Origin of the sequence: Brevibacterium sp. 1718 (genome assembly GCF_051131255.1) — a bacterium.
Classification (GTDB): domain Bacteria; phylum Actinomycetota; class Actinomycetes; order Actinomycetales; family Brevibacteriaceae; genus Brevibacterium; species Brevibacterium sediminis.
Window position 1 is genome coordinate 1,840,728 of the sequence record NZ_CP186550.1, and the last position, 16,485, is coordinate 1,857,212.

At 64.4% G+C, this 16,485-nt stretch carries 13 protein-coding genes and 1 tRNA gene; 5 read left to right on the forward strand and 9 right to left on the reverse strand.

The annotated features are described in order from the left end of the window. The first annotated feature begins 1 nt into the window (after window position 1). Both ACOZ9V_RS08220 and ACOZ9V_RS08225 read left to right on the forward strand, forming a co-directional pair. On the forward strand, window positions 2–1,141 hold the full coding sequence (locus tag ACOZ9V_RS08220; RefSeq protein WP_139466955.1) for a YlbL family protein: 1,140 nt from the start codon (window positions 2–4) through the stop codon (window positions 1,139–1,141). Then, a complete protein-coding gene (locus tag ACOZ9V_RS08225; protein WP_434595047.1) occupies window positions 1,141–4,161 on the forward strand; it encodes a UPF0182 family membrane protein in 3,021 nt (1,006 codons plus the stop codon). The genes ACOZ9V_RS08220 and ACOZ9V_RS08225 overlap by 1 nt, the downstream gene beginning before the upstream one ends. A gap of 508 nt (window positions 4,162–4,669) precedes the next feature. Here ACOZ9V_RS08225 and ACOZ9V_RS08230 read toward each other — a convergent pair. Continuing rightward, window positions 4,670–4,743, reverse strand: a tRNA-Met gene (locus tag ACOZ9V_RS08230). Between the two features lie 161 nt (window positions 4,744–4,904). On the opposite strand from ACOZ9V_RS08230, the gene ACOZ9V_RS08235 reads away from it, so the two are divergent. After that, the gene (locus ACOZ9V_RS08235; protein WP_139466957.1) at window positions 4,905–5,453 is read left to right on the forward strand and encodes a YceI family protein; all 549 of its coding nucleotides are present in this window, start codon (window positions 4,905–4,907) and stop codon (window positions 5,451–5,453) included. A gap of 218 nt (window positions 5,454–5,671) precedes the next feature. Here the strand turns inward: ACOZ9V_RS08235 and ACOZ9V_RS08240 are convergent, their stop codons facing one another. The 5 genes from ACOZ9V_RS08240 to ACOZ9V_RS08260 are packed head-to-tail and all read right to left on the reverse strand — an operon-like array spanning window position 5,672 to window position 10,676. Next, complete coding sequence (locus ACOZ9V_RS08240; RefSeq protein ID WP_434595049.1) at window positions 5,672–6,937, reverse strand: aminotransferase class I/II-fold pyridoxal phosphate-dependent enzyme; 1,266 nt, start codon at window positions 6,935–6,937, stop codon at window positions 5,672–5,674. Continuing rightward, window positions 6,937–7,728 carry a histidinol-phosphatase gene (hisN, locus tag ACOZ9V_RS08245; RefSeq protein ID WP_139466959.1) on the reverse strand — a complete coding sequence of 264 codons (792 nt, stop codon included), beginning with the start codon at window positions 7,726–7,728 and terminating at the stop codon, window positions 6,937–6,939. Before hisN ends, ACOZ9V_RS08240 begins: the two co-directional genes overlap by 1 nt. A gap of 9 nt (window positions 7,729–7,737) precedes the next feature. After that, entirely contained in the window at window positions 7,738–8,841 is a 1,104-nt protein-coding gene (gene rsgA, locus ACOZ9V_RS08250; RefSeq protein ID WP_139466960.1) for a ribosome small subunit-dependent GTPase A, read from the reverse strand. Between the two features lies 1 nt (window position 8,842). Beyond that, window positions 8,843–10,186, reverse strand: a complete 1,344-nt coding sequence (gene aroA / locus ACOZ9V_RS08255) for a 3-phosphoshikimate 1-carboxyvinyltransferase (RefSeq protein WP_219922131.1) — start codon at window positions 10,184–10,186, stop codon at window positions 8,843–8,845. After that, entirely contained in the window at window positions 10,179–10,676 is a 498-nt protein-coding gene (locus ACOZ9V_RS08260; RefSeq protein ID WP_139907894.1) for a DoxX family protein, read from the reverse strand. Before ACOZ9V_RS08260 ends, aroA begins: the two co-directional genes overlap by 8 nt. Before the next feature lie 145 nt (window positions 10,677–10,821). Here ACOZ9V_RS08260 and ACOZ9V_RS08265 point away from each other — a divergent pair, with 145 nt between their 5' ends. Together ACOZ9V_RS08265 and rsrA are read left to right on the forward strand one after the other, a co-directional pair. Next, window positions 10,822–11,478, forward strand: coding sequence for a sigma-70 family RNA polymerase sigma factor (locus ACOZ9V_RS08265; RefSeq protein WP_373284066.1), 657 nt, complete (start codon window positions 10,822–10,824; stop codon window positions 11,476–11,478). Continuing rightward, window positions 11,475–11,732 carry a mycothiol system anti-sigma-R factor gene (gene rsrA / locus ACOZ9V_RS08270; protein ID WP_039210641.1) on the forward strand — a complete coding sequence of 86 codons (258 nt, stop codon included), beginning with the start codon at window positions 11,475–11,477 and terminating at the stop codon, window positions 11,730–11,732. The genes ACOZ9V_RS08265 and rsrA overlap by 4 nt, the downstream gene beginning before the upstream one ends. 97 nt (window positions 11,733–11,829) lie before the next feature. Here rsrA and ACOZ9V_RS08275 read toward each other — a convergent pair whose 3' ends face one another. The 3 genes from ACOZ9V_RS08275 to ACOZ9V_RS08285 all read right to left on the reverse strand — a co-directional run bounded on the left by ACOZ9V_RS08275 (window position 11,830) and on the right by ACOZ9V_RS08285 (window position 16,412). After that, entirely contained in the window at window positions 11,830–11,904 is a 75-nt protein-coding gene (locus ACOZ9V_RS08275) for a 50S ribosomal protein bL37 (protein ID WP_098731028.1), read from the reverse strand. Between the two features lie 174 nt (window positions 11,905–12,078). Then, the gene (locus ACOZ9V_RS08280; RefSeq protein WP_434595052.1) at window positions 12,079–12,693 is read right to left on the reverse strand and encodes a GDSL-type esterase/lipase family protein; all 615 of its coding nucleotides are present in this window, start codon (window positions 12,691–12,693) and stop codon (window positions 12,079–12,081) included. After that, window positions 12,690–16,412 carry a multifunctional oxoglutarate decarboxylase/oxoglutarate dehydrogenase thiamine pyrophosphate-binding subunit/dihydrolipoyllysine-residue succinyltransferase subunit gene (locus tag ACOZ9V_RS08285; protein WP_139466964.1) on the reverse strand — a complete coding sequence of 1,241 codons (3,723 nt, stop codon included), beginning with the start codon at window positions 16,410–16,412 and terminating at the stop codon, window positions 12,690–12,692. The genes ACOZ9V_RS08280 and ACOZ9V_RS08285 overlap by 4 nt, the downstream gene beginning before the upstream one ends. Window positions 16,413–16,485 lie beyond the last annotated feature (73 nt).

The window sequence follows — 16,485 nt, forward strand, 5'->3', positions numbered from 1 at the left end:
CATGACAGAGAACGCCCCTCGGGCCGTGCCGGCGTCACCGGCACCGACACGCGGCACCAAACGACGACGGACTCCACGTCTGGCCACGACCTCGGGCGTCCTCACCTACGTCTTCATCGCGCTGGCCGTGCTTCTGCCGGTTCCGTACATGCTTCAGCTGCCGGGACCGGTTTTCAACACCCTCGGCGACTACCAGGGCGACCCCATGATCAGCGTCTCCGGAGCCAAGACCTATCCGACTGCAGGCCGCATCGACATGCTCACCGTCGCCGTCAGCGGCGGACCCGGTCGCGACATCTTTGCCTCTCAGGCACTCGGCGCACTCATCAACGGCGAACAGACCGTCGTCCCCACGGAGGCGTACTACCCGCTGGACACCACTCGCGAGGACGTGACCGAATCGAATGCGGTCGAGATGTCCTCGAGCCAGGATGTCGCCATCGCCGCCGCCATGGGCCAGATGGACAAGTCGTACTCCGTGCATCTGTCGGTCGATGACGTCGTCGCCGATGCTCCGGCTCAGGGCAAGCTGCGCAAGGGAGACCGACTCATGTCGGTCAACGGCAAGAAGCTCGATTCCGATCCCCAGGCCGCGCAGATCATGAGCAGGACAGTGCAGGGGACGGACTCCGTCGAGCTCGGCATCGAACGCGACGGGAAATCGAAGACGATCTCCCTGACTCCCGCGAAGGTCGACGACCGCAAGGCGATCGGCATCACGATGAAGCAGGACTTCGAGTTCCCCGTCGACGTGAAGTTCAACGTCGACGGCGTCGGCGGTCCCTCAGCCGGGACGATGTTCGCGCTGGCCATCATCGATGAACTCACTCCCGGTGCGATGACAGGCGGCAAGCATGTGGCTGGCACGGGAGAGATCACCCCTGACGGAACGGTCGGCCCGATCGGCGGTGCTCGCCAGAAGGTGGCCGCCGCCACCGAGAAGGGAGCGACGCTGTTCCTCTCTCCCGCCGACAACTGCGCGGAGGTCATGGCCGCCGCGGACCAATCCAAGATCACGGTGGCGCGCATCGACACGCTCGATGACGCGCAGACCACCGTGGAGCAGTACGCCGCCGGCAACACTTCGGACCTGCCGAAATGTCCCGCCGATGGTGCCGACAACAATGAGAAAGGGCAGTAGTGAGCACCTCGTCCTCACCCACCTCCGCACGCATGCCGGCGAATCGGCCAAGACGTTCGCCGCTGCTGCTCACCCTCGTGTCTGTGGCGATCCTGCTGATCGCCTTCATCGCCTTCACCCAGGTCTACACCGAGGTGCTGTGGTTCCGCCAGATCGACGCGGCGAACGTCTTCCGAACCATGTGGCTCACCCGCGGGCTGACATTCCTCGGCGGCTTCATCCTCATGGCCGTCCCGGTCTGGCTGAGCCTTCATCTGGCCTACCGCCATCGTCCGGTCTACGCGCCGACGACCCCGCGACAGGAGAACCTCGACCGCTATCGTGAGGCCATCGAGCCTCTGCGGCGGGTCGCGACGATCGCGATTCCCGCGGTCATGGGTGTCCTCGCCGGCATCACCGCCTCGGCGCACTGGAACACGATCCTCGAATGGATCAACTCGACGTCCTTCGGCTCGAAGGACCCTCAGTTCGGTCTCGACAAATCGTTCTTCGTCTTCGTCCTGCCCGGTCTGCGCCTCATCGGCAATCAGCTGGGCATGGCGCTGCTCTTGGCGCTCATCGCCGCCCTCGTCGCCCATTACCTCTTCGGCGGAATCCGTCCGGGGGAGCAGAAGGGCGTCATCCTGACGAAGGCCGCCCAGTGGCAGCTGGGCATCACCGTGGCGGTTCTCGTCATCGTTCAGGCCGGTCGGCTGTGGCTCTCCCGCTACGACCGGATGACCGCTGCCGGCGGGATCGTCCCCGGCGTCACCTACGTCGACGATCATGCCGCCCTGCCGGCCATGGCGATCGTCGCCATCGCCGCCGTCCTGGTCGCACTGCTGTTCGTCTACACCGCGTGGAAGGGCAATTGGCGGATCTCGATCATCGCCACGCTCACCCTCATCGTGCTCGGCGGAGTTTCGATCATCGCGTACCCGGCCCTGCTCCAGCAGTTCCAGGTCAATCCGTCGCAGCAGAGCAAGGAATCCGATTACATCCAGCACAACATCGATGCCACACGCGATGCGTTCGACTTCGATGACATCGAGGTGACTCCCTACTCGCCCAGCACCACCGGCAAGAAGGGTGACCTGCGCAAGGACGCAGAGACCGCGGCGTCGATCCGTCTGCTGGATCCGAACCTCGTCTCGGACACCTTCCGGCAGCTGCAGCAGGTGCGACCGTATTATTCGTTCCCGCAGAAGCTCGACGTCGACCGCTACAACATCGACGGGGACATGCGCGACACTGTCATCTCGGTGCGCGAACTCGCCCCGAGCTCGGTAAACAACCAGAGCTGGTTCAACCGGGCGATCGTCTACACTCACGGATTCGGTGTGGTCGCAGCCAACGGCAACCAGCGCAACCCGGACGGCGAACCGCTGTTCATGGAGTCGGATATTCCGCCGAAGGGCGAGTTCCCCGAATACGAGCCGCGTGTGTACTTCGGAGAGTCATCTCCGGACTATTCGATCGTCGGCGCCCCGAAGGGTGCGACTCCGCGTGAGCTCGACTACCCCTCCGATGAGAAGAGCGGCTCCGGTCAGGTCAACAGCACGTTCTCCGGTGACGGCGGACCGTCGGTGGGCAATGTGTTCAATCGTCTCGCCTACGCCCTGAAGTTCCAGGACGAGCAGATCCTTCTCTCGGACGCGCTCAACGAGGAGTCCCAGATCCTCTACGATCGTCACCCGCGTGAGCGTGTGGAGAAGCTCGCTCCCTTCCTCAAGGTCGACGGCGATCCGTACCCGGCAGTCGTGGACGGGAAGATCAAGTGGATCCTCGACGGCTACACCACCGCCGAGGACTACCCGTATTCGACACCTCAGCCGCTCCAGCAGGCCACTGAGGATTCGACCACGGCGTCGGCTCCGAACTCGGTGGCGACTCTGCCGGACGATGAAGTCAACTACATCAGGAACTCGGTGAAGATCACCGTTGATGCCTACGACGGTTCCGTCGACATGTACCAGTGGGACAAGGACGATCCGGTTCTCAAGACCTGGATGAAGGTGTTCCCCGGAATCATCAAGTCGTCCTCGGAGATGTCCGGTGATCTGATGAGCCACGTCCGGTACCCGGAAGACATGTTCAAGGTCCAGCGCGACCTGCTCACGAAGTACCATGTCACCTCCGCCAGTGAGTTCTACTCCGGTCAGGACTTCTGGACTCTGCCGACCGATCCGACGACGAAGGCGAGCAGCGGGCTGACGCAGCCGCCGTTCTACATGACCCTGCAGATGCCGGGCCAGCAGTCGCCGTCGTTCTCGCTGACGAGCTCGTATATCCCGGCTCGATCGTCCGAGGGGCAGTCGCGAAACAACCTCACCGGGTTCCTCTCCGCCGATGCCGATGCCGGCAACAAGAAGGGCGAGACAGCCGAGGGCTACGGCAAGCTGCGCCTGTTGCAGCTTCCGCGCAACACCACTGTGCCCGGACCTGGTCAGGCTCAGAACAACTTCAACACCGCGCCCGATGTGCAGCGCAGTCTGAACCTGCTGCGTCAGGGTGAGTCCGAAGTCGAGAACGGCAATCTGCTGACTCTGCCGATCGGCGGGGGTCTGCTCTACGTCCAGCCGGTCTATGTCCGGTCTGCCGGTGAGACCTCCTATCCGCTGCTGCAGCACGTGCTCGTGGCGTTCGGTGAGGACATCGGGTTCGCTCCGACCCTCGACGAGGCGCTCGACCAGGTGTTCGGCGGAGATTCCGGAGCCTCGGCCGGTGACGCCGGAACCGAGGACAGCGGAGATGGCGAGTCGGGATCGACCTCCGGCGGAGAGGACGCGGATTCGAAGTCCGGCTCGCCGGACAAGGCTCTCAACGATGCTCTCCAAGAGGCGAAGAAGGCCATGGAGGACTCCGATGCCGCGCTGAAGGACGGCGATTTCGCGGAGTACGGAAAGGCCCAGGACCGCCTGAAGAAGGCGCTTGAGGATGCCGTCGCGGCTGACCCGTCGCTGGCAGAGGACGCGGCGGGCAAGGAATCCTCCGCTCCTGCCTCGGAGCCGGCTGACGAAGGCGGCGACTCGGGCAACTGAGTCAGAGGCGAACCGGTACGGCGCTGAGAGGCCGTGCCGACCGAGTTCGGACTTTCCGCGACGAACGCCCCTGGGACATCCCAGGGGCGTTCGTCGTTCGCAATGGATTCGCCGGAGGTGAGACCGGCGTCGCTCGCTTCTCTGGACGCACTCGCAGCGCTGCGTCAGCCTAGGTGCGCGGTATCTGTCTGAGGTGCTGCGTCAGCTGAGGGCAACGCACCTGTCTGAGGCGCTGCGTCAGTCCGAGATTCGGCATCGGCTTGATGCGAGATGAAGGCGGTGCGGTGAAACAGGCCGTGCGCTCTGCAGATCGACATCTGCCTGGGTGCTTGATGGCGTTCGACGTGCCGAGCGCTCGAGTTGCCGTCACTGTATCGAGTTATGCGGCGAGCGGTCGACGCTGAGTCGAGCGGTCGGCAGGGAATCGGCTCTGCAAAGTCGGTCGGCAAGGGGTGTGAATGAGAAGAACCCCCAGTCAGAGAACTGACTGGGGGTTCTGCCGCTATCGTGGCGGGGGAGGGATTTGAACCCCCGACCTCCGGGTTATGAGCCCGGCGAGCTACCGAACTGCTCCACCCCGCGGCGTGTTCTTAACTTTACACGAGGGGTCACCTGGCGGCCAAACCGAATACAGGTGACCTCCGCCACATGGTCACTTGCCGTTCATCTGCAGCGGTTGCAGCTGGTTGAAAGTTGAACTATAGTCATTCTTGTACTTCAAATTTCAACCAAAAGGAGAAATCATGACTGCTCTGCCTCAGGGACTCACCGCCGGAACCTGGAACATCGACCCCATCCACTCGGAGTTCACCTTCACCGCTCGCCACGCGGGCGTCTCGAAGGTCCGCGGCCACTTCGAAGAGATCGCCGGCAGCGTGAACGTCGGTGAGACCCTCGAAGACAGCGCCGTGTCCGCCGAGGCCTCAGCGAACTCGATCAACACCCGCAACGAACAGCGCGACGGTCACCTCAAGAGCGGTGACTTCTTCCTCGCGGAGGAACACCCGAAGCTGAGCTTCAAGTCGACCGCGATCAAGGCCGACGGAGCCGATGAGTTCGAGACCGTCGGCGAACTGACGATGCGCGGCGTGACCAAGGAAGTCGCCTTCGCCACCGAATTCGCAGGAGTTGCCACCGATCCGAACGGCAACCAGGTCGCCGGCCTCTCGGCCACCGCCACGGTCAACCGCAAGGACTTCGGAATGTCCTTCGAAGCCGTCCTCGGCGGAGGAGAGCTTCTCGTCTCCGACAAGATCAAGATCGAACTCGAACTGGAGCTCGTCAAAGCCTGATATGCCCTGAGCTGGGCTGCTGATCGGCGCGTGCGCCGACACGGAGCCAGACTCAGCGGGCAGCGTCGCTGCCCGAGACAGAAGGGGCGAACCGTCTATGCGGTTCGCCCCTTCTGGCGTCTTTGGGCGCCGCGACTCCTGTCCCTCGGCGCGGCGATGCCCGTGCCGTCCCGCGTATCAGGAACTCATTGTGCCTCGGCCACGAAAGCCAGCGATACTCAGTTCCTCCGACGCAGCGCGTCCGGGTGCTCCCGCAGGTGCCCTCCGAGTGCGTTGAATAGCTGTGCGCCCTTGTCGACATCGGCAACGGACTTACAGAACGAATATCGGATCGAGGACCTATAGGCCTCATACGCCGGGCTGCCCTGCCTGCACAGAGCGGGTACGGGAATTCCGACCAAGGAGAATTCTCTGGCCAGCAGCTCATTGAGCTCGAAGGCATCGCGATCCGTCAGCGCAGAGAAGTCAACCACTGTGAAATAGCCGGCGCGCGGAGTGGACACTTCAGCGCCCGGCACCGAGCGACAGGCGGGCACGAGGACATCGGCGCGTGCCCGCAGCGAAGCTCGGTTCTCGGCGACGAACTGCGAATCGCCGTCCAGCATATCGGCCATTCCGATCTGCATCGGACCGCCGGCCGTGAACGACAGGAACTGCTTGACGGTCTGAATGGCCTGGCGAACCTCGGGAGAGGCGATGACCCAGCCGATCTTCCATCCTGTCGTGTTCCATGATTTGCCCGCCGAGGAGACCGTGACGACGCGTGCAGAATCCTCGATGGCAACTGCGGGAGGCACATGCCCCAGATCAGTGAGGACGAGCTGCTCGTAGACTTCATCGGAGAGTACCCAGGCGTCGACCGCCTCGGCGGCTCGTCCGATGCGGGCGAGATCAGCGGCAGAGAAGATGAACCCGGTGGGATTGTGCGGAGTGTTGACGAGGATGATCGCCGGATCGACCTCGGCGATCACTCGGTCGAAAGTCTCCCAGTCCGGGGCGAAGTCACCACGGCCATCGGGCAGGATCGGCACCGTGTGCAGTGTTCCGCCGGCGGCGGCGATCGCCGCCGGATAGGAGTCGTAGAACGGTTCGAAGGCGACGAGAGAGCCGCCCGGCGGCAGCAGTGCGAGGATCGCGGCGGTCAGGCCCTCCGTGGCGCCCGCAGTGTAGAGCACCTCGTCCGGATCGACGTGCTGTCCGAAATCGCGTCCGCGTTGAGCGCCCACAGCTTCGAGCAGCTGCGGGTATCCCTGACCGGGGGCGTACTGATTGAAACCGGCCCGCATCGCCTCTTCCGTTGCGGCGATGAGCTCGTCCGGAGGCTCCGTGCCCGGAGCGCCCTGTCCGAGGTTGACGGCTCCGACCTCGGCGGCGAACTTCGTCATCTGCCCGTAGATCGTCTCACCGATCGACCCGTCCGGATTCGTGAGCCCTGCGGCCTCGGCCATCTCATGCCACAGCGGGGCTCCCATGATGTCCGGCATCAGGAGACCTCCGCGGGAGCGACCCGACCGAGTCGGTCGAGTGCGGCTTCATGGAGGCGAGAATTGCTGGCCAGGGCATTGCCGCCGAAGGGCCCCGGAAGTCCGGCCGTGTTCGTGAAGGTGCCTCCGGCTTCGAGGACGATGGGTACGAGCGCTCCCATATCGTAGAGCGCGAGCTCGGGCTCGCAGGCGAGGTCGACAGCACCCTCGGCGAGCAGCATATAGGAGTAGAAGTCGCCGTATCCGCGAGTGCGCCACAGCGAATCGCAGAGATCGAGGAACTCATCGAGGATGCCGAGTTCCTTCCAGCCCGACAGCGACGAATACGACAGGGACGCATCGGCGAGAGAATCGACGGATGACACAGCGATGCGTTCGGCCGGGGACCCGAGCTCGGTCGCGTAGGCGCCCTGGCCCGTTACTGCCCACCATCGGCGACCGAGCGCGGGAGCGGAGACGACTCCCAGCAGCGGCTGGTCACCGTCGTAGAGGGAGATCAGCGTCGCCCACACCGGCACCCCGCGCACGAAGTTCTTCGTTCCGTCGATGGGATCGATGATCCACCGTCGCGATGACTGCCCGTGTGCACCGAATTCCTCACCGAGCACGCTGTCATCGGGTCGAACCTCTGTGAGGCGATCCATGATCGCCTTCTCCACCGCACGGTCGCATTCGGTGACCGGGGTGAGATCGGGTTTGGTTTCGACGGCGAAGTCCTGTGCCCGGAAGTGCGGGTGGCTGATGGCATCGGCGAGATCGGCGAGTTCGATCGCCAAGTCGAGGTCGTTCATGCCTCCAGCCTATCCAGTCGAGGGCAGCAGCCGGCGCAGGGACTCCAGCCGTGAGACTCCTCCCGGTCCGGCCTTGCCGTCGGCCACCCATTCATCGAGTCGGCAGCCGGGAGAGTCCGCGAGGTGAGTGCATCCGCGGGGGCAATCGGCCGTGGCCTCGACGAGTTCGGGGAAGGCGGAGAGCAGGGTCTCCCGGTCCACATGGGCCAGGCCGAAGCTACGCACTCCCGGGGTGTCGATGAGCCATCCGCCGCGTTCCAACGGCAGGCACACGGCCGAGGACGAGGTGTGACGTCCGCGTCCGGTCACGTCGTTGACATGGCCCGTCGCGCGCTCGGCGGCGGGAACGAGAACGTTGGTCAGCGTGGATTTGCCCACCCCGGAATGGCCGACGAGGACGCTGATGCGTCCACGGAGACGCTCGGCCACCTCGGCGTGAGGTTCTGTCTCGTCGCGGGCCGCATCGTTCGCGGCGATTGTCGTATCGGTCGGCTCGGCGTCGGGATCGATGGAGGATTCGACGATGTCGATCCCGGACGCGGAGAAGCGTTCCTTCAGCTCCGTCGCCGGGCGCAGATCGGTCTTCGTCACGATGAGCAGGGGAGTGATCCCGGCATCGAAGGCCGCGACGAGTGCGCGATCGATGAGACCGAAAGAGGGATCCGGGTCCACGGTGGCCGTGACGATGCCCATGACGTCGACGTTGGCGACGAGGACGCGCTCGGTCGGGTCGGTGTCATCGGCGCTGCGGCGCAGCAGGGTCTGCCGTTCGGTGATCTCCACGAGCCTGGCCAGGGTCCCCTCGGCCCCCGAGGTGTCGCCGACGAGGCGGACGACGTCTCCGGGAACGATCGCCTGCTTGCGCAGGTGCGAGGCGCGCACCGCCGTCACCGAGGTGGCCCCCCGTGACCGCTTCCCCTTCTTCCGAATCGGGGGACTCGACGGGAAGTTCCCGTCGTCGTCAGCGAGGATGACCCGGTACCGGCCCCGATCGACCGCGGTGACCAGGCCCGATACAGCGTCTTTGTGGTCAGGGCGGTTCTTCGTCCGCGGTCGTGAACCGCGTCGGTTCGGCCGGGGGCGGTAGTCCTCATCGCGAAAGATCTTCGCCATATCAGGCTCCGGGGGTGAGCATGGCTTCCCACAGCTGGGTGAAGGCAGGCAGAGTCTTGGCCACGGTGCCGGCGTTCTCGATGACCATTCCGTCATTGCGCAGGGCGAGGACGGCACCGGCCATGACCATGCGGTGGTCGTGGTAGGTATGCCACAGCGCCGGGCGCAGGTGTGTGGTGCCGGTGATCGTCAGTGCCTCGGCGTGCTCGACGACATCGACGCCGATGGCACCGTACTCTCTGGTCAGAGCCGCCAGACGGTCGGTCTCGTGCCCACGCAGATGCCCGATTCCGCGCAGCTGCGACGTTCCTTCTGCCATAGCTGCGAGAGCCGAGACCACTGGGGTGAGCTCGCCGACGGCCGACAGGTCGAGATCGACAGCGGTGAGCCGGTCCGGGCCCTGCACGTGCAGTCCTTCCCTATCGAGGCGCACCGTGGCTCCGAACGCCTCGGCGATCTCGCGGAAGCCGTCACCTGCCTGCGTGGTGTGCACGGGCCAGTCGGCGATGGTCACGGATCCGGCGGTGGCCACGGCCGCCGCTGCGAAGGCTGCGGCATTGGACAGGTCGGGTTCGACCTGCACGTCGAGACCGCGCGGAAGTCCTGGTTCGACGATCCAGCGCTCGGGTTCGGGCTCGCTGATGTCGACGCCCGCGTCGCGGAGGACTTCGATCGTCATATCCACATGCGTTCGGCTGGGCACCGAGTCCGCAGTGTTGGTGAGTTCGAGTCCCAAAGGCATGACGGGAGCGGCGAGGAGCAGACCAGAGACGAATTGGCTGGAGGCGCTGGCATCGATGCCGAGGTGGCCTCCGCGCAGCTGAGAGTCGGCGTGGATCGTCATCGGCAATGTGCTCGCTGCGGAGGTGATCGACGCACCGAGCTCCCGCAGCGACTCGATCGTCACCGACATCGGCCGCACGCGGGCCTGTTCGTCGCCGTCGAGGACGACCTCACGACCGGTGAGCGCGGCAAGTGGGGGGATGAAGCGCATCACGGTTCCGGCGAGACCGCAGTCGATGGTGATCGGTGCGGAGTCCTGTGCAGCTGCGTCTGTGGGTACGTGTCCGTCCGGGAAGGGGATCGGCTCGATGTGGAGCTCATCGCCGTCTTCGTCGATCACGGCGCCGAGACGACGCAGGGCGTCGACCATGAGCAGGGTGTCGCGGCTGCGAAGCCATCCCCTGAGATCGGATCCGGAACGGGCGAGAGCCGCAAGGATGAGATAGCGGTTCGTCAGAGACTTGGAACCGGGAACGGTCACAGTGGCAGAGACGGCGGAACCGGCGACCGGCGGCTGCCAGTCGCCGGTCGCCGGGGGAGTGTGCGTGGAGATGTCAGTCAACTCCGAGTGCGCTCAGAGCCTGCTTCGAGGTGTCTTCCACGCTCGACCACAGGTCTTCGGCCGCGTGCTGGGTCCGCCACCACAGGCCGGGGCGTCCAGCAGTGTCGACGGCGGCGAGCAGGGCACCGCCGAGCATCGAGGTCCGCAGAAGAGTGCGTTCGTTGCGAGCCTTCTTCTCCTCCTTCGACGTCGTCTTGTCAGCAGACAGACGCTCACCGACGGTGTCGAGCAGGTAGGTGCCGACGAGGATCGATGCGCTGAGGCGGGGGAAGCGTCCGATGGCGAGCATCGAACCGGCAGCGACCTGTGCAACACCGGTGGCTCGGGCGAGAGTCACTGCGTCGACGGGGACGTCGACCTGCTTGCGAGCCTGGTTGAGGAGCGGGCCGACCGATGCGGCCGCTGCCTCCGGCTTGCGCAGTCGTTCGACGCCGTTGAGGATGTAGCCGGCGGCCAGCATGGGCCGTGCGATAAGACGAATGGGAGACACAGTGGTCCTTCCTACGTGGCGGTCATCTCACTGGCAAGCATAACTGCTGAGGTGGGAATAGTGGGGCGTCGGTCCGATGTTGTACGGGGTGAAGCCATTCGACGGGTGCACCCGTCGGGAAGTCGACAGGCAGAAGGAGAAGTCTATGAGCGCCACTGCCGTCCTGGAGAGAACGGGCGTACCATTGACTGCGATGACCGAATCAGTCAAAGAAGCCCCCGAAACCGACGCCGAGAGGTCGGCGCGTTTCGAACGGGATGCTCTGGAATATGTCAATCAGCTCTACGCAGCTGCTCTGCGTATGACCCGGAATCCGGCCGACGCCGAAGACCTCGTCCAGGAAGCCTACGCGAAGGCGTATGCCGCCTTCCACCAGTACAAGCCCGGAACCAACCTCAAAGCCTGGCTGTACCGGATCCTGACGAACACCTTCATCAACAACTACCGCAAGAAGCAGCGTCAGCCGCAGGAACACGGCAGCGAAGACATCGAGGACTGGCAGATCGCACAGGCGAACAGCCACTCGTCCTCCGGCGGTCGTTCCGCCGAACTCGAAGCCCTCGACCACCTTCCCGACTCCGACGTCAAGGAAGCACTCTCGGCACTGCCCGAAGACTTCCGCATGGTCGTCTACTATGCCGATGTCGAAGGACTGCCGTACAAGGAGATCGCCGAGATCATGGAGACGCCGATCGGCACTGTGATGTCCCGACTGCACCGCGGTCGCCGACAGCTGCGAGAGATGCTGGCCGACTATGCCGCCGAGCGCGGTTTCGTGAGTCCAGAGGGAGGTGCGAAATGAGCGACGAAGGATGCTGCGAAAGCGTCAGGACCGAGTCACTGATGCGCATCTACCACTACCTGGACGGAGAACTGACGACGACGGAGATCCGCGAGATCTCGATCCACCTCGAACAGTGCCCGTCGTGTCATGACGAGTACGAGATCGAAGCGCTGCTCAAAGAGCTCGTGCGTCGTTCGTGCAGCCACGACCGTGCCCCGATGGGACTGCGAGAGAAGATCCGGCAGCGGATCGCGCTCGAACAGAACTCCTGACCGGCGCCCAAGCACAGGGGAGTCCACGGACACAACGAAGGCGGGAAGAGATTCGAATCTCTTCCCGCCTTCGTCATTCACCGAACGTATCAGCGAATCATGCGTTTGGACGCTTGCCGTGGTTTGCTTTCTTACGGCGGCGATCGCGACGCTTACGGCCACGCTTGCTCATTGTGCCCTCCTTTGATAGACGCTCAATTGTCTCATGATCACCCGAGCAGAGCAAAGTCGGACCAGGTCACCCGCCTTGCCGAATTCGTCTGACAAGATGATGCGACTGTCACGGCTGAGCTCTTCGTCGGCCGGGCACCCGCAGAGATCTTCGGTCGGGCACCTCATCGACGGCTCAGCTGTCGCCGAGGACGTCCTGGACTCCCAGCCAGTTGAACCAGCCGCGATGGAGAACCAGCCAGGCCAACAGACCGTATCCTTCCTGCGCCGGCATATGGTCCCGCGACGATGCGACCTCGCGCTGCCACACGGGATGGCCGAGGAGGGGCGTGAAGGTGTCGACATAGGTGATGCCGCGCCGCTTGGCCACATCGGAGAAGCTGGCATTGAGCTCGGCGATGCGACGGTTGCGGTCACCGTCGTGTTCAGGCGGAGGGCCCAGCACGAACGTCGAGACCTTCCGAGCCAACGCCTCGTCGAGGATGTTGGCCACATCGAGCCGGGCCCTGGCCACCGAACGCCCCGAATCGAGATCCCCGGACCCCAGAGCCAGCACCAGACGATTGTCCCCTTCCCGAGTGAACCGCAGGGACGCCTCGGCGATGGTCCGACCGTGAAGACCAGCGGAATCCTCGGCCGGCACGGCCAGGGGATACACCTTGAGTTCAGGCAGACTCGGCAGAGTCCTCGCCGTCACCCGACCGACCCACCCGAGGCCACGGCCATCGCCGTGGCCGGCGACCAAAGGGCCTCCGACCACGGCGATGGTTGTGGTGACGTCGCTGCTCACCGGCTGAAGATCCGGTCGACGAGTTCCTTCTGCTGAGCTTCGTGGAAGTGCTTGAGCCCGGTCGAGGTGGCGGCAGAAGCGGCACGGGAGATGACCTTGACCTCACGGCCGCCGAGGAGCTCGGGCAGGTGCAGTGCCATGAACGGCCATGCACCCTGGTTCTCCGGCTCTTCCTGGGCCCAGACGATCTCGGCATCGGCCGGGAAGCGGTCGAGCACAGCGGTGATGGCCGCCTCGTCGAGCGGGTAGAGCTGCTCGAGGCGGACGAGCGCCATCTTCGTGTCGTTGTCCTTCTCCCGCTTGGCTTTGAGCTCCCAGTAGAGCTTGCCGGAGACGAGGACGACGCGCTCGACCTGCGAGGCATCGACGTCCGTATCGTCGATGACGGCCTGGAACCTGCCCGAGGTGAAGTCCTCCGGCGAGTTCGCGGCAGCCTTGAGGCGCAGCATCGACTTCGGGGTGAAGACGATGAGCGGACGCTTGTTCGTCGTCGAGGCGTGGCGACGCAGCAGGTGGAAGTACGAGGCGCCCGAGGACGGGTAGGCCACCGTCATATTGTTCTCCGCGCACAGCTGGAGGTAACGCTCGATGCGACCCGAGGAATGGTCGGGTCCCTGTCCCTCATAGCCGTGGGGCAGGAGCATGACGACACCGGAGTTCTGCTGCCACTTCTGCTCGGAGGAGGAGATGAACTCGTCGATGACGGTCTGCGCACCCTGTGCGAAGTCACCGAACTGAGCCTCCCACGCCACGAGGGCGTCCTTGCGTTCGACGGAGTAGCCGTATTCGAAGCCGACAGCGGCGTACTCGCTGAGCAGGGAGTCGTAGACCCAGAATCGAGCCTGCTCCTCGGTGAGGTTCTGCAGCGGCGTCCATTCGTTGCCGTTGACCGAGTCGATGAGCACCGAGTGGCGCTGGACGAAGGTCCCGCGACGGGAGTCCTGACCTGCCAGCCGCACCGGCACGCCGTCCATGAGCAGCGAACCGAAGGCCAGCAGCTCGGCGAAGCCCCAGTCGATTCCGCCCGACAGCGACATCTCCTTGCGCTTCTCGAGCAGCGCCCGCAGCTTCTTGTGAACCGTGAAGCCCTCGGGGATCTCGGTGAAGGCCTCGCCGATGCGCTGCAGCGTCTCGGGACTGATGGCCGTCTCGGCATCGTTGAAGGTCTCGATGTCGCTGGGCTCGTAGGGAGCGTTGAACGCTTCTCCGTCGTAGGAGCCGGTCTCGGCTTCCTTGGTCTCGGCGAAAGCCGATTCCAGCTTGGACTGGTAGTCCTTGAGCGCCTCGGCGGCCTCTTCGTCGGTGATGCACTTCCTGCCGACGAGGGATTCGGTGTAGAGCTTGCGCACCGAGCCCTTCTTCTCGATGAGGGAGTACATCGTCGGCTGGGTCATCGACGGATCGTCGCCCTCGTTGTGGCCGCGGCGGCGGTAGCACACGAGGTCGATGACGACGTCCCGGTTGAATTCCTGGCGGTATTCGAAGGCCAGGCGGGCCGCCCGGACGACGGCTTCGGGGTCATCGCCGTTGACGTGGAAGATCGGGGCGTTGATCGACTTGGCGACGTCCGTGCAGTAGAACGAGGACCGCGCCGAGGCGGGGGGAGTGGTGAACCCGACCTGGTTGTTGATGATGACGTGGACCGTTCCGCCGGTGCGGTAGCCGCGCAGCTCGGAGAGGTTGAGCGTCTCGGTGACCACACCCTGTCCGGCGAATGCGGCATCGCCGTGGACGAGGACCGGCAGTACGGTGAAGCCGGACTCGCCCTGGTCGACGAGATCCTGCTTGGCGCGCACGATGCCCTCGAGGACCGGATCGACGGTCTCGAGGTGGCTGGGGTTGGCCGCGACGTAGACGCCGGTGGTGTTGCCTGCCGGCGAGGTGAACGAACCCTTGGTGCCCAGGTGGTACTTCACATCGCCGGAGCCCTGGACGCTGTCCGGGGACATGGTTCCGTCGAACTCACGGAAGATCTGCGCATAGGACTTGCCGGCGATGTTCGTCAGCACGTTGAGGCGACCACGGTGGGCCATGCCGATGGCGACCTCGTCGAGGCCGGTGTCGGCGGACTGGTTGAGGATCTCGTCGAGCAGGACGATCGCAGATTCTCCGCCTTCGAGGCTGAAGCGCTTCTGTCCGATGTACTTCGTCTGGAGGAAGGTCTCGAAGGCCTCGGCGGCGTTGAGACGACCGAGGATGTGTCCCTGCTCCGAACGGGTGAGTTCCTGATGCGGGACCTCGATCTTCGACTGGAACCAACGGCGCTGGACCGGGTCGGCGATGTGCATGTATTCGAAGCCGGTGGTCCGGCAGTAGCTCTCACGCAACAGTCCGAGGATGTTGCGGAAGGGCATCATCGGCTTCGATCCGAACCCGCCGGTGGGGAACTCGCGTTCGAGATCCCACAGGGTCAGACCGTGCTGATTGATGTCGAGATCCGGGTGGGACCGCTGACGATAGACGAGAGGATCGATATTGGCCATGAGGTGACCGCGCGTGCGGTAGGCATCGATGAGTTCGATGACGCGTGCGGTCTTGTTGACGTCGTCCTGGTCTTCGGCCGAGACGTCGGGAACCCAGCGCACCGGCTCGTAGGGCAGGCGCAGGGATTCGAAGACATCGTCGTAGAAGCCGTCTTCGCCGAGCAGGTAGCTGTGGACGAGCTTGAGGAACTCGCCCGAACCGGCTCCCTGGATCACGCGGTGATCGTAGGTCGAGGTCAGGGTCAGCACCTTGGACACGGCCAGAGAGTTGATGGTCTGCTGGCTGGCACCCTGGAACTCGGCGGGGTAGTCGAGCGCGCCGACACCGATGATGCAGCCTTGGCCCTTGGTCAGACGCGGAACGGAGTGGACCGTGCCGATTCCGCCGGGGTTCGTCAGCGAGACCGTGGTGCCGGCGAAGTCGTCGGCGGTGAGCTTGCCCTGCCGTGCCTTGTCGACGAGGCCGTCGTAGGCGTCGACGAACTGGCGGAAGGTCAGCGTCTCGGCCTTCTTGACGTTGGGCACCAGCAGGGTGCGTGATCCGTCCTTCTTCGGCACGTCGATGGCGAGGCCGAAGTTGATGTGGGCGGGGGAGACCATCACGGGCTTGCCGTCGCGGACGTCGTAGGAGACGTTCTGCGAGGGGAAGTTCTGCAGGGCGCGGATCACGGCGAATCCGATGAGGTGGGTGAAGGAGACCTTCCCGCCTCGGGTGCGCTTGAGGTGCGAGTTGATGACGATCCGGTTGTCGATGAGCGCCTTGGCAGGCAGGGCCCGGACCGAGGTGGCGGTCGGGACTTCGAGCGACTCATCCATGTTCTTGGCGATGAGCTTCGCGGGGCCGCGCAGGGGAGTAATCGTCTCCTCCGGTGCGGGCTTCGGTGCGGCTTCCTTCGCGGTGACCTTCGGCACGGACTTGGTCTCTGCCTTCAGCGTCTCGGACTCAGCCGAAGACGGGGAGACGCCGCGAGAGGTCTCACGGGAGGTCGCCGGGGCTGCAGCTGAAGCAGGGGCCTTGGCATCCGACTTATTCGCGGCCGGCTTCGCCTCCTGCTTGGCGGCGGGCTCGGCAGCGGACTGAGCGCCTCCGCCGTTCTTCTCGTACTTGTCGAAGAAGGGCCACCAGGACTGGTCGACCGAATTCTTATCTGACTTGTACTGCTCATACAATTCCTCGACCAGCCACTCATTCGACCCGAAGTCTTCAACGGTGCGGTTCGGAGTATTGACGGACACGGCGTTGATCGCCTACTTCCTGATTCAAGACTTGCTGCTTAACGACATCTCCAAGCCTAACGTGATGTGCCAT